The sequence below is a fragment of the Streptomyces sp. NBC_00996 genome, from assembly GCF_045162675.1.
In the GTDB taxonomy this organism is placed as follows: Bacteria; Actinomycetota; Actinomycetes; order Streptomycetales; family Streptomycetaceae; genus Streptomyces.
Map to the genome: position 1 here is coordinate 4,911,778 of NZ_CP108723.1, position 12,579 is coordinate 4,924,356.

A 12,579-nucleotide genomic window follows, 5' to 3' on the forward strand; every position below is an offset into this window, starting at 1 on the left:
GGCGAATTCGCCATGCACAGGTCACCCCGCTACGCTCTGCCGCCATGTTTCCCTCTCCGCCGCCCCATCCCGGCCCCGACGCCGCCGTCTACCGCTTCGGAATGCGCCGGCTCCGGACCGGGCTGCCGGGCACGCTGATCGCGCTCCTGCTCGCACCGCTCCCGCTCGTCGTCACGGCAGGCAAGGGCGGGGCGGGGGCCGGGCAGTGGATCTTCGCCGGGGTGTGGCTGCTGCTCTGGGGCGGGCTCGGGGCGCTGATGACGTACGCGCTGTGGGCGGGGCGCGGGACGCTGCTCGCCTTCGACGCATACGGAGTGTGGTGGCAGCACAGCCAGGAGCGGCAGACAGTGGTGCCGTGGCAGTCACTCGCCGGAGTCGGGCTGTACTGGGCGCACAAGGGCAACGCCAAGGCCGGCCAGAAGGTCATGAGCCTTGAACTGTGCCCGTACGGCGACGTCGACGCGTCCGATCCGCTGCTCAAGCCGCTCGTCGTGCGGGACGAGCCGCTGCGCCCCGGCCTGCCGGACCGCCGCTACCGGATCAGGATCCCGATGTACGCCAGCCGCCAGTGGGGGCGCGAACTCGCCCAGGCCGCCTACGAGCGGGCGCCGCAGTTGTGGTTCGGCGAGCATGAACGGCCGTACGGCTCCATGCGGCCGCTGCAGCGCACGAGCTGAATGCCACCGTTGCAGCGCTTGAGCTGAGCGGGCGCGATTCGGCGGGCGATCGGGAGGCTCGGCTCTATACGCGCGCCGGTCAGCCTGCTCGTCTCCGCACGCCGCGCCGGTCAGCCTGCTCGACACCGCGCGCGCCCGTCGGGCGGCTCGGTCGTGGGCTGGTCGACCCGCTCGACCGTGGGCCGGTCAGCCGCCGGTCCCCAACTCCCCTTCCAGCCCCTTGGCCTTCCCGCGCCCCACCTGGGTCCGCACCGCCCCCATGCTCGCCGCGATGACCAGGGCGATCGCGAGGGCCTCGGTGGCCGAGAGGGCCTGGTTCAGGACGAGGAAGCCGGCGGTGGCGGCGACGGCCGGTTCGAGGCTCATCATGATGGCGAAGGTGGAGGCGGGCAGGCGGCGCAGGGCGAGGAGTTCGAGGGTGTACGGGAGGACCGAGGAGAGGACGGCCACCGCGGCACCCAGCGCGACCGTGGTCGGGACGAGCAGCTTCGAACCGGACTCGACGATCCCCAAGGGCAGGAACGCCACCGCCGCGACCACCATGGCGAGAGCGAGCCCGTCGGCCTGGGGGAAGCGTCGGCCCGTACGCGCACTGAAGATGATGTACGCCGCCCACATGGCGCCGGCACCCAGGGCAAAGGCGACACCAGTGGGGTCGAGGCTGCTGAAGCCTCCGCCGCCGAGCAGGAAGACGCCGCAGAGGGCGAGGCCGGCCCAGACCAGATTCACTGCGCGGCGGGACGCGAGGACGGAGAGCGCGAGCGGTCCGAGCACTTCGAGCGTGACCGCGGGGCCCAGCGGGATACGGGCGACCGACTGGTAGAAGAGGCCGTTCATCGCGGCCATCGTCACGCCGAAGACGACGACCGTGCCCCAGTCGGCGCGCGAGTGCCCGCGCACCTTGGGGCGGCACACCGCGAGCAGCACGATCGCGGCCACCAGCAGCCGCAGGGTCACCACACCGAGGGCACCGACCCGCGGCATCAGGGTCACCGCGAGGGCGCCGCCGAACTGCACGGAGATACCTCCGGCGAGGACCAGGCCCACGGGCCCGAGGGAGCCCCGTCGGCGCGGGCCGCCCGCCGCAGGCACGCCCGCGGTGGGCATGGATGCCGTGGCGGGGGCGGCCGGGGCCGGGGAGGACGGGGCAGCGCTGGGGGTGTTCACGGGGCCTTCCAGGGAATCGGCTCAGGGTTTGTTCATCGTGATGTACCTGTCAGTCCAGGGTAATGGACTCCGTCAGGTGTGTGAACCCGTTGCGCAACTGTCCTGGGGCGCTGGGGGGACAGGGACCGGTGCGGGCCGTCAGGCGGAGCGCCCCCCTCCATGAACACTGGCGCGCCTCCACGAACAGCGGCAGCCGCAGCGCCCCCTGATCACCTGAGTACTGGATGTCTGTCGTCGGGCTCGCGGAGCTCAGCGGCGCGCCATGTAGAGGTCCAGCGCCTTGTGCAGCAGGCGGTTGAGCGGGAAGTCCCACTCGCCGAGGTACTCGACGGCCTCGCCGCCCGCGCCGGCCTTGAAACGGAGCAGGCCGAGCAGGTGGTTGGACTCCTCCAGCGTGTCGGTGATGCCTCGGAAGTCGTACACGGCGGCGCCGAGTTCGTGGGCGTCGGTCATCATGCGCCACTGGATGGCGTTGTTGGGCTGGACCTCGCGCTTGCGGCTGGTGGAGGCGCCGTAGGAGTACCAGACGTGGCTGCCGACGGTGAGCATCGTGGCCGCCGCGAGGACGTCGCCGTCGTGGTGGGCGAGGTAGAGCCGCATGCGGTCGGGGTCCTCGGCCGTCAGCGCGGTCCACATGCGCTGGAAGTAGGGCAGCGGGCGTGGGATGAAACGGTCGCGTTCGGCGGTCTCGGCGTACAGCTCGTAGAAGGCGGGCAGGTCGTCGTGGCCGCCCCGCACCACCTTCACGCCGGCCTTCTCGGCCTTCTTGATGTTGCGCCGCCACTGCTGGTTGAGCCCGCCCTGGATCTCCTCCAACGACCGCCCGGCGAACGGCACTTGGAAGACGTACCGCGGCTGTCCGGCCGCAAAGCCGTCCTCGCCGCCCGGCTCGGTCCGCCGCCAGCCCATATCGCGCAGCCGCTCCGCGACCTCGACCGCGCCCGGCTCGTACGTGGTGGCCTCCACGTCCCCCAGCCGCCGTGCCGCCGGATCGGCGATCGCCGTCTTGACCGCGTCCGCGCTCCATCGGCGTGCGACGACGGGCGGCCCCATCTTCACCGAGAACGCGCCCCGCGTTTTGAGGTACGCCAGCATGGGTTCGAGCCAGCGCTCGGCGAGGTCCGCCGCGTGCCAGTCGATGACCGGCCCCTCGGGCAGATACGCGAGATACCGCTTCACCTTCGGCAGCGGGCGCAGCAGCACCAGCCCGACGCCGAGCAGTCGCCCGCCTCCGCCTCCGCCACGGTGACGGCCGCCGTCCCCGTCCCCGTCCCCGTCCCCGTCCCCGTCCCCGTCACCGTCCCCGTCACCGTCACCGTCACCGACGTCGAACCATCCCAGGCTCTCCGCCCGCCAGTCCGGCTTCACATCGCCCCACGACGGCACCTGCATGTGGCTGGCCGAGGGCCGCGTCCTGACGAACGCCAGGTGTTCTTCACGGGTGATCGCCTGAAGGCGGAGGCTCATGCGCACTGCTCCTCGGGGTCCTGAGGGTTCTGAGGTTCGGCCGGTTCTGGGGTTGGGCCGGTTCTGGGGTTCGGCCGGTTCTGGGGTTCGAGCGGTTCTGAGGTTCGGCCGGTTCTGAGGTTCGGGCGGTCCTGGGGTTCGCGTGTCCGGGCCCCGGGGTTCCAGGGCTCCGGGGTCCCGGTTCCAGGGCCCCGGGGCTCCAGGGCCCCGAGGTCCCGGGGTTCCACGGGTCCGGGGCTCCAGGGCCCCGAGGTCCCGGGGTTCCAGGGCCCCGGGGTTCCAGGGCTCCGGGGTTCCAGGGCCCCGGGGTCCCGGGGTCCCGGGGTCCGCAGATCCTCGGCCCGGTGGACCTGCCAGCGTACTTACGGGTGTCCCTCCGGCAGCGCCTCCGCCAGCACCTCGGCGAGATGTCGCCCCCTCCGCCCCGCCAACTGCTCCAGCTGGGTGCGGCAGGAGAAGCCGTCCGCCAGGACGACCGCGTCGTCGGTGGCCGCGCGGACGGCCGGGAGCAGTTGCTCCTCCGCGCAGGTCGTGGACACCTCGTAGTGGCCCTTCTCGAAGCCGAAGTTGCCCGCCAGGCCGCAGCAGCCGCCCGTGAGGCTGCCGGTCAGCCCCGCCGCCTCGCGCAGCCGGCGGTCGGCGGCGTCGCCGAGCACCGCATGTTGGTGGCAGTGGGTCTGGCCGACGGCCGGGCGGTCCAGGCGGGGCGGGGTCCAGAGCGGGGCATGGCGTTCCAGCGCCTCGGCGAAGGTCAGCACCGCCGCGGCCAGACGCGCCGCGCGGGGGTCGTCGGGCAGCAGCTCCGGGAGGTCGGTGCGCAGGGCGGCGGCGCAGCTCGGTTCCAGTACGACGACCGAGGTGCCGTCCATCTCCAGGTACGGCTCCATCAGGTCCAGCGTGCGGCGCAGCACGGCGCGGGCGCGGTCGAGCTGGCCGGTCGAGACGTACGTCAGTCCGCAGCAGACGCGTTGGCGGCGCGACAGCAGCGTGTTGAAGGCGCTCGGCCGCAGCGGCACCCCGTCCCCGACGGGGCCGCGCGGCACCCCGTCCCCGACCGGCGCCCCATCCGGCGCGCCCTCCGCCGGGTATTCGGCCAGTCCCTCCAGCGCCGGCCCGAACCTCGTCCGGATCGTCGGCGGCAGCAGCACCGTCAGCCCCGCCGCCTCCAGGACCCGTACGGCCGCCTTGCCGACGGACGGTGACAGGTACTCGGTGAAGGTGTCCGGCCACACCACGACGGTGTCCCCTCCGAACCCCGGGAACGCGCCCCGTTGCCCGCATCGCGCGTCCCGCACGAACGCCCGTACCCGATCCCGGAACCTCCGCGACCACCACCGGCTGAACGTCTCCCGCGCCACCCGCGGAATCTCCCGCTCGGGCGCGATCCCGCCCAGCCGCTTGGCCAGGGCGGCCAACGGACGCACCGACGCGAGGGAGTTGACCAGTCGGGCCGAGTGCGTCCGGGTCACCGCCGCCAGCCAGACCGGCAGCCACCCCATCGCGTAGTGCGCGGCCGGGCGCCGGCGCCCTTCGTAGTGGTGGTGGAGAAACTCCGCCTTGTACGTGGCCATGTCGACGCCGACCGGGCAGTCCGACTTGCACCCCTTGCAGGAGAGGCACAGGTCCAGCGCGTCACGGACCTCGGTGGACCGCCATCCGTCCGTCACGACCTCGCCCGCGAGCATCTCGTGGAGCAGCCGGGCCCGCCCGCGCGTGGAGTGCTCCTCCGCTCCGGTCGCCCGGAAGGAGGGGCACATGACCCCGGCGTCCGCCGCCACGGGAGCACGGCACTTGGCGACCCCCACGCATCGGCGCACCGCCGCCGAGAAGTCCCCGCCGTCCGCCGGATACCCGAACACCACGTCCACCGGCTCCCGCGGCAGCACCGCGAACCGCAGGTTCTCGTCCAGCCTGTGGGGCCGTACGAGCATCCCGGGGTTGAGCAGGTCGTCCGGGTCCCAGAGGCCCTTGGCCCGCTCGAAGAGGCCCACCATCTCGGCGCCGTACATCGTGGGCAGCAGCTCCGCGCGTGCCTGCCCGTCCCCGTGCTCGCCGGACAGGGAGCCGCCGTGGGAGACGACCAGTGCCGCGAGTTCCTCGGAGAAGCGCCGGAAGCGGGCCACGCCTTCGGAACTCATCAGGTCGAAGTCGATACGCACATGGATGCAGCCGTCGCCGAAGTGCCCGTACGGCGTGCCGCGCAGGCCGTGGGCGGACAGCAGGCCCCTGAAGTCCCGGAGATACCCGCCCAGCCGGGTGGGCGGCACCGCGCAGTCCTCCCAGCCGGGCCAGGCCTCGCTGCCGTCCGGCATCCGGGTCGCCGTACCGCTCGCGTCCTCGCGGATGCGCCACAGGGCACGCTGCCCGGCCGGGTCGGTGACCACGAGGGCGTCCGGCACGTCGGCCGCGCGCACGATCGCGTCCGCACGCGCGCGTGCCTCCGCCTCCGAGGCGCCGCCCGTCTCCACGAACAGCCAGGCCCCGCCCCGTGGCAGCCCCGCGCCGGCCGGCACGAGATCCGCGGCCATCCCCTCCACCGTGAGCGGCCGGTGCGGCAGCAGCCCCGCGGCCGCCTCCGCCGCCGCGCTCTCGTCCGGGTACGCCAGCACGGCCAGCGCCCGCGCACGCGGCGCCTCCACCAGTCGTACGACCGCCTCGGTCAGCACCCCCCAGGTGCCCTCGGAGCCGCAGAAGGCGCGGGCGACGTCCGCGCCCTTCTCGGGCAGGAGGGCGTCCAGCGCGTACCCGGAAATACGGCGCGGCAGATCCGGGAAGCCGGTGCGCAGACGGGCCAACTCGCCCTCCACCAGAGCCCTGAGGCCATCGGGGGCACCCGCCCAGTCCTGGCCGAGGCGCACGGCGACCCCTTGACCGGTGACCACCGAGAGCTCCCGCACGCTGTCCGCCGTCGTGCCCCAGGCCACCGAGTGGGAGCCGCACGAGTTGTTGCCGATCATCCCGCCGAGGGTGCAGCGGCTGTGGGTCGAGGGGTCGGGGCCGAAGCGCAGGCCGTGCGGGGCGGCGGCGTCCTGGAGGCGGTCCAGTACGACACCGGGCTGGACCACGGCCGTACGGGCCGCCGGGTCGAGCGACACGATCCGGTTCATGTGCCGTGTGAAGTCCAGGACGATGCCCGTGCCCGTGGCCTGCCCGGCGATCGACGTGCCGCCGCCGCGCGGCACCACCGGCACGCCGTGCGCGCGGCACACGGCGAGGGCCGCCGCCACGTCGTCGGCATCGCGCGGGGAGACGACGCCGAGCGGGACGCGCCGGTAGTTGGACGCGTCCATGGTGGTCAGCGCCCGCGCGGTCGCGTCGAAGGCGACCGCGCCGCGCACCGCCCGCTCCAGCCCGGTCCGCAGCCCGGCGAGATCGGCCGCCGACGCCGGTGTGCCCTGCTCCCCGAGATCCGTCATGCCTCCAGGATGCAGCCGGGCACGGACAGTGACCGTCACCCGCGCAGCCAAAATCGCGGACGGAACGCCTGCCGATCACTGTCGATCATGCAACCGCTTCCAGAACCTTCCCAATTCGATCACGAACTCCCATATAGTGACGGCGAGTTGAGCATCAGGTGTCGCTTCTCACCCAGGACACGCCCGAGGAAACGCCCGAGAACACGACCGAGGAACGTTCTCCCCCCAGAACACGACCGAGGACCGATTGATGACCGCGCCCACCCCCTCCGGCGAACGCCCCACCCTCCGCGCCGTCGCGCCCGCTCCCCTGATCGCCGCCGTCCCGGCCGCGCTCGCGGTGGTCGGCGCGGTCGCCCTGGCACCCGACTCGGTGCGCGCTCCCCTCGCCTGGGGCGCGAGCGCGGCCGCGGTGCTGCTGTGCGCGGCCGTCGCGGTGGCCGCCCGCGCCGTACAGTCGACGAAGCTGGTACGCCGCCGACTCGACGCCGTGACCCAGGACGCCGGACGGCTGCTCCAGGAACGAGCCCGGCTGACCGAAGAGTTCCACCAGGAGCGGTCCCGGCTGGCCGACGACTCCGCGCGCGAACGGGCCCGCCTGGCCGAGGCGGCGGCCCGGGAACGCGTGCGTCTGACCGAGACGGCGGCGCGGGAACGCGCCCTCCTCACCGAGGAGTTCGCGGCCGAGCGGCAGCACCTCACCGACGAACGCACCCGTCTCTTCGAGGAGAACGCCCGGCTGACCGAGCGCGCCCGGCAGGCCACGAGCGAACGCGCCGCCGCGATCTCGGCGACCGCCAACGCCGCGGGCCGCATGCAGGCGCTGGCCACCGGCATGCTCGCCGACCTGCGCGCCATGGAGGAGCGGCACTCCGACGAGGAGGTCCTCGCCGACCTCCTCCACCTCGACCACCGCACCGCACAGGCGGGCCGCCTCGCCGACTCCGTCGCCGTTCTCGCCGGCGCCCGCTCAGGCCGCCGCTGGGCACGCCCCATCGTCATGGAGTCGATCCTGCGCGGCGCGATGGGCCGCATCGGCGGCTACCAGCGCGTGCGCGTGCACTCCGCCAGCGAGGCCGCCGTCGCCGGACACGCCGCAGAGGGCGTGATGCACGCGCTCGCCGAACTCCTCGACAACGCCGCGAACTTCTCGCCGCCGACCGCCGAAGTGCATGTGTACGTCGAAGAGGTCCCGGCCGGTGTCATCGTCTCCGTCGAGGACAGCGGGCTCGTCATGGGCGACGTCCAACTGCGCCGCGCCGAGCGCGCCGTCTCCGCAGACGCTGGGAACACTGCGGAGCTCGGCGGGCTCTCGGGCACCCGGCTCGGCCTCGCGGTGGTCGGCCGGCTCGCCCGCAAGCACGGGCTGAAGGTGTCCTTCCGGCCCTCCGCGCGTGGCGGCACGGGCGTCCTGGTGCTCATCCCCCAGGACCTCCTCACGCCCCCGACCACGCCGCTGCCGTCCGCATCGCTGCCCGCGGAGCCCGAACCGGTCGCGGTTCCGGGGCCGGCCACCGAGGTGTCGTACGCCGCCGCCCACGCCATGGGCGATCTCGACCCGGACCCGGTCCCCACCCACGACTCGCCCAGGCACGAGCCGCTCCCGCCGTCCACGGGCGCCCTCCCCAAACGCCGCCGGGGCCGCACCCTCGCGCACGCCGAGCGCAGCCGAGCGCACGCCACGCCGCCGCCCCAGGCCGATCCGCAGCCCCGTGCCGCCGACGGCTCCACAGCAAGCGTCGCGGCCCGCTTCAGCAGCTTCCGCGAGGCGGTACGCAGCGCGGCCCAGGGCGCCGAGGACGCCGTACGAGCCGAAGACGCCGTAGGGGAGACGGAAGCCGTACCGGACACCACCCCCGCCACCCCTCACTCGCATCCGGAAGGCGACACCACTCCATGACCGGCACGACCACCGCCGACGAGAAGCTCACCTGGCTCATCGAGGGCCTTCTCGAGCGCACCCCGGGCGCCCGGCACACGCTCGTGCTCTCCCGCGACGGCCTGAAGCTGTGCCGGACCCCGGAGCTCTCGGTCGACCAGGCCGACCAGCTCGCCGCGATCGCCGCCGGCATCCAGTCGCTGTCGCACGGCGCGTCCGTGGAGTTCGGCGACGGAAGTGGTGGAGTGCGCTCGGCCATGGCCGAGTTCTACGGCGGGGTCCTGTTCATCGTGGAGGCGGGCGACGGCGCGCACCTGGCCGTGGTCACCGCCGAGGACGCGGACGCCGGTCTGGTCGGGCACAACATGAGCGAACTCGTGGAGCAACTCGGCGAACACCTGAGCGCGCGGCCCCGCACCTCATGAGCCGGCCGGGCAGGGACGACGCACCCGACCGCCTGTACACCCTCACGGGAGGGCGCAGCCGGTCCGCGCCCGACACCCCCTTCGACCTGGTGACGCTGGTGGTCGCGGAGTGCGATCCGGTGGTGGGCATGCAGTCGGAGCACGCCGCGATCCTGCGGCTGTGCGAACGGCCCACGGCGGTCGTCGAGATCGCGGCGGAGCTGCGGCTGCCGGTGAGCATCACGAAGATCCTGCTCAGCGACCTTCTCGCCGCGGGCCGCGTCAGCGCCCGCCACCCGCACGCCGCCGCTCTGCCCGATCCCGACATCCTGGAGCAGGTGCTCGTTGGACTCCGCAACCTCTGACGCCCGTACGTCCACGGGTGGCCCCGGCGCCCGTACGCCCCTGGCGGCGTCGGCCGACAACGGGCTCAAGATCGTGGTCGTCGGCGGCTTCGGCGTCGGCAAGACGACCCTGGTCCGATCCGTGAGCGAGATGCGTCCCCTCAACACCGAGGAGACGATGACGCAGGCCGGCGAGGCGGTCGACGACATCAGCGAGGGACGCGGCAAGTCCGCGACCACCGTGGCCTTCGACTTCGGCCGCATCACGCTGGACGCCCGCAATGTGCTGTACCTCTTCGGCGCGCCGGGGCAGGAACGCTTCTGGTTCCTCTGGGACCGGCTCTTCTCCGGCCCCCTCGGCGCGGTCGTCCTCGTCGACACCCGCCGTATCGGCGACTCCTGGTACGCCGTCAACCGTCTGGAGCACCGCGGCACGCCGTTCATCGTGGCCTGCAACGACTTCGGCGGCCCCACGCACCCGCCCGCCCGGATCCGCGAGGCCCTCGACCTCGACCCGGGCGTCCCGCTCCTCGACTGCGACGCCCGTTCGCGGGAGTCCGCCAAGCGGGTGCTGATCACCCTCGTCGAGCACCTCAAGTCCCTGTCCATCCCACGATCTCCGGAGTTGGCGCTGTGACCCCCGCCCCCGTGCCCCTCAGCGGGCCCCGGTTCCAGACCGAACCCGCCGAGCTGTACCGGGAGATGCGGCGCGACCACGGTGCCGTGGCTCCGGTCGTGCTCGACGGCGACATACCGGCGTGGCTGGTGCTCGGCTATCGCGAACTGCACCAGGTCACCGGCGATCCGGTCCTGTTCAGCCGTGACTCCGACCTGTGGAACCAGTGGGAGCGCATCCCCGACGACTGGCCGCTGCTGCCGATGATCGGGCGCAGGCAGCCGTCCATCCTCTACACGGTCGGTGAACGCCACCGCGAGCGCGCCGCGGTGATCAGCGACGCGCTCGAAGCGGTCGATCCCTTCGAACTGCGCTCCCACACCGAGAGGTTCGCCGACGAACTGCTCGACGCGTTCTGCGCCAAGGGCGAGACGGACATCGTCGGGGAGTACGCCGCGCTGCTGCCCGTCCGCGTCCTCGCGACGCTCTACGGCTTCGCGGAGGCGCAGGGGCCGGGCCTGGTCACCGCCCTGAACGACATGATCAACGGGCGGGAAGGGGCGCTGGCGGGTCAGCGGCACCTGGCCACGTCCATGGCGCGGTTGCTGGCCGACCGGAAGGCCGAGCCCGCGAACGACGTCGTGTCCAGGATGCTCGCGAGGGCGCATCCGAAAGAGCCGGGACATGCAGAAGAGCAGGGTCGTTCGCAAGAACCGGGACATGCGCAACAACCGGGACATCCACCGGACGGCGGCGGCTTCACCGACGAAGAGCTGATGCAGGACCTGATGGTCATGATGGCCGCGGGGCACCAGCCGACCGCCGACTGGATCGGCAACTCGCTGCGCCTGATGCTGACGGACGAACGTTTCGCGGCGTCGCTCTTCGGCGGCCGGCACAGTGTCGCCGAGGCGATGAACGAGGTTCTGTGGGAGGACACCCCCACCCAGAACGTGGCAGGGCGCTGGGCCTCCCGCGACACCCGGCTCGGCGGCCGCCGCGTCCGCGCCGGCGACCTGCTGCTGCTCGGCCTCCAGGGCGCCAACTCCGACCCCCAGGTCCGCACCGACGGCTCCGCCCTCACCGGCGGGAACAGCGCCCACTTCTCCTTCGGCCACGGGGAGCACCGCTGCCCGTTCCCGGCCCAGGAGGTCGCGGAGGTGATCGCGCGGACGGGGATCGAGGTCGTACTGGACCGGCTGCCGGACATCGACCTGGCCGTACCCGCCGAGTCGCTGACGCGGCGGCCGTCCCCGTGGCTGCGCGGCCTGACCGAACTCCCTGTGAGATTCACGCCCACTCCCGCTCTTGGAGGCCCTGCCGCATGACCACTCGTATCGCCCTGGACCCCTTCGTCACCGACTTGGACGGCGAGAGCGCGGCACTGCGCGCCGCGGGCCCGCTCGCCGCCGTCGAGCTGCCGGGCGGCGTCCCGGTATGGGCGGTCACGCACCATGCCGAGGCGCGTGCCCTGCTCACGGACCCCCGGCTGGTGAAGGACATCAACGTCTGGGTGCCTGGCAGCGCGGCGAGATACCCCCTGACTGGCCGTTGATCGGGCTCGCCGACCCCGGCCGCTCCATGCTCACGGTGGACGGCGCGGACCACCGGCGTATGCGCACGCTGGTGGCGCAGGCGCTCACCCCACGCCGGGTGGAGCAGATGCGCGAGCGGATCACCAAGCTGACGGAGAGCCTGCTGGACGGCCTGCCGGACTCCGCCTGGGTGATCGACCTGAAGGCGGACTTCGCCTACCCCCTCCCCATGTACGTCATCGCCGACCTCATGGGCATCGACGAGTCCCGGCTTCCCCGGCTGAAGGAGCTCTTCGAGAAGTTCTTCTCGACGCAGACCCCGCCGGCGGAGGTCATCGCGACGCTGACGGAACTGGCGGGCATCATGGCGCAGACGGTCGCGGCGAAGCGCGCCGAGCCCGGCGACGACCTCACCTCCGCACTGATCCTGGCCTCCGAGGACGGCGACCACCTCACCGACGAGGAGATCGTCTCCACCCTGCAGCTGATGGTCGCGGCGGGGCACGAGACGACGATCTCGCTGATCGTCAACGCGGTGGTCAACCTCTCCACCCACCCCCGCCAACGCGCCCTCGTCCTCTCCGGCGAGGCCGACTGGGCGTCGGTGATCGAGGAGACCCTCCGCTACTCCACCCCCACCTCCCACGTCCTCATCCGCTTCGCGACAAAGGACGTTCCGGTGGGCGACAAGGTGCTCCCCGCGGGCGACGCCCTGATCGTGTCGTACGGCGCGATCGGCCGTGACGAGCAGGCCCACGGGCCGACCGCCGGCGAGTTCGACATCACCCGCACCGCCGAGAACCGGCACATCTCCTTCGGCCACGGCCCCCATGTCTGCCCCGGCGCCGCCCTCTCCCGCCTGGAAGCGGCGGTGGCCCTCCCGGCCCTGTACGCCCGCTTCCCGTCCCTCGATCTGGCGATCCCCGCCTCGGAACTCCGCCACAAGCCCGTAGTGACCCAGAACGACCTCTTCGAACTGCCGGTACGGCTGACGACGGGCTGAGGTGGGGAGGGTTTTCGCCCCTCCGCCCCTGCCCGTCCCGTACCTGGGGGCTGCGCCCCAGCCCCCGGCCA

General features: G+C 72.9%; 9 protein-coding genes and 1 pseudogene. 7 read left to right on the forward strand and 3 right to left on the reverse strand.

What is annotated here, in order from left to right; genetic code table 11:
* The first annotated feature begins 44 nt into the window (after positions 1-44).
* Complete coding sequence (locus tag OG390_RS23045) at positions 45-677, forward strand: hypothetical protein (RefSeq protein ID WP_406170655.1); 633 nt, start codon at positions 45-47, stop codon at positions 675-677.
* Between the two features lie 186 nt (positions 678-863).
* Here OG390_RS23045 and OG390_RS23050 read toward each other — a convergent pair whose 3' ends face one another.
* The 3 genes from OG390_RS23050 to OG390_RS23060 all read right to left on the reverse strand — a co-directional run bounded on the left by OG390_RS23050 (position 864) and on the right by OG390_RS23060 (position 6,727).
* A complete protein-coding gene (locus tag OG390_RS23050) occupies positions 864-1,844 on the reverse strand; it encodes an EamA family transporter (RefSeq protein ID WP_406170657.1) in 981 nt (326 codons plus the stop codon).
* Positions 1,845-2,093: 249 nt separating this feature from the next.
* Entirely contained in the window at positions 2,094-3,311 is a 1,218-nt protein-coding gene (locus OG390_RS23055) for a lipid II:glycine glycyltransferase FemX (protein WP_406170659.1), read from the reverse strand.
* 362 nt (positions 3,312-3,673) lie between these two features.
* Entirely contained in the window at positions 3,674-6,727 is a 3,054-nt protein-coding gene (locus OG390_RS23060) for an FAD-binding and (Fe-S)-binding domain-containing protein (RefSeq protein ID WP_406170661.1), read from the reverse strand.
* A gap of 250 nt (positions 6,728-6,977) precedes the next feature.
* On the opposite strand from OG390_RS23060, the gene OG390_RS23065 reads away from it, so the two are divergent.
* From OG390_RS23065 to OG390_RS23090, 6 genes and pseudogenes are all read left to right on the forward strand, one after another.
* Positions 6,978-8,627 (forward strand): ATP-binding protein, encoded by a 1,650-nt coding sequence (locus OG390_RS23065; protein ID WP_406170663.1) that lies wholly within the window; start codon positions 6,978-6,980, stop codon positions 8,625-8,627.
* Complete coding sequence (locus OG390_RS23070; protein WP_406170665.1) at positions 8,624-9,031, forward strand: roadblock/LC7 domain-containing protein; 408 nt, start codon at positions 8,624-8,626, stop codon at positions 9,029-9,031. The genes OG390_RS23065 and OG390_RS23070 overlap by 4 nt, the downstream gene beginning before the upstream one ends.
* Complete coding sequence (locus OG390_RS23075; protein WP_406170667.1) at positions 9,028-9,375, forward strand: DUF742 domain-containing protein; 348 nt, start codon at positions 9,028-9,030, stop codon at positions 9,373-9,375. Before OG390_RS23070 ends, OG390_RS23075 begins: the two co-directional genes overlap by 4 nt.
* Positions 9,356-9,991 (forward strand): GTP-binding protein, encoded by a 636-nt coding sequence (locus OG390_RS23080; protein ID WP_406170668.1) that lies wholly within the window; start codon positions 9,356-9,358, stop codon positions 9,989-9,991. The genes OG390_RS23075 and OG390_RS23080 overlap by 20 nt, the downstream gene beginning before the upstream one ends.
* Positions 9,988-11,298: a cytochrome P450 gene (locus tag OG390_RS23085; RefSeq protein ID WP_406170670.1), complete on the forward strand. Its 1,311-nt coding sequence runs from the start codon at positions 9,988-9,990 to the stop codon at positions 11,296-11,298. Before OG390_RS23080 ends, OG390_RS23085 begins: the two co-directional genes overlap by 4 nt.
* Positions 11,295-12,508: pseudogene (locus tag OG390_RS23090) on the forward strand (cytochrome P450). Before OG390_RS23085 ends, OG390_RS23090 begins: the two are co-directional and overlap by 4 nt.
* The last annotated feature ends 71 nt before the right edge of the window (positions 12,509-12,579 follow it).

Coding starts and splice junctions, on each gene's coding strand:
- OG390_RS23045 (WP_406170655.1), top strand. CDS start 45: ATGTTTCCCTCTCCGCCGCCCCATCCCGGCCCCGACGCCGCCGTCTAC.
- OG390_RS23055 (WP_406170659.1), bottom strand. CDS start 3,311: ATGAGCCTCCGCCTTCAGGCGATCACCCGTGAAGAACACCTGGCGTTC.
- OG390_RS23060 (WP_406170661.1), bottom strand. CDS start 6,727: ATGACGGATCTCGGGGAGCAGGGCACACCGGCGTCGGCGGCCGATCTC.
- OG390_RS23065 (WP_406170663.1), top strand. CDS start 6,978: ATGACCGCGCCCACCCCCTCCGGCGAACGCCCCACCCTCCGCGCCGTC.
- OG390_RS23070 (WP_406170665.1), top strand. CDS start 8,624: ATGACCGGCACGACCACCGCCGACGAGAAGCTCACCTGGCTCATCGAG.
- OG390_RS23075 (WP_406170667.1), top strand. CDS start 9,028: ATGAGCCGGCCGGGCAGGGACGACGCACCCGACCGCCTGTACACCCTC.